Source organism: Liquorilactobacillus vini DSM 20605 (genome assembly GCF_000255495.1).
Lineage (GTDB): Bacteria > Bacillota > Bacilli > Lactobacillales > Lactobacillaceae > Liquorilactobacillus > Liquorilactobacillus vini.
On record NZ_AHYZ01000179.1, the window covers coordinates 1 to 313 of the forward strand.

The following is a 313-nucleotide window of genomic DNA, read 5'->3' on the forward strand; positions in this document are numbered from 1 at the left end:
GTAAATCTTGTCAGACTACTTGTGGTGCCAACACTCCAATCGTTGAAAAAAATCATTCTCTTTCCAGAGGTTTCAAATCTGCTGTCGTTAAATTAGCCAAACAATCACTGCCTGTTACGACGATTGCCAAAATAGTCGGGATCTCTCCTAGTTCAGTTGCCCGGATTTTATATCATGATTTTCAAAGGCCTCAGCGCCTAGCTAAACTTCCTGAACAGCTTTGTTTTGATGAATTCAAATCAGTTGGCCGATCATATTCATTTATTGCCATCGATGCCAAAAAACACAATTTGATCTCAATTCTTGATGATCG

At 39.3% G+C, this 313-nt stretch carries 1 protein-coding gene; it reads left to right on the plus strand.

Translation table 11 applies throughout. From position 1 onward, the window contains the following. The coding region (locus ON15_RS09740) for a helix-turn-helix domain-containing protein (protein ID WP_010581306.1) at positions 1 to 313 on the plus strand (313 nt) is incomplete at both ends.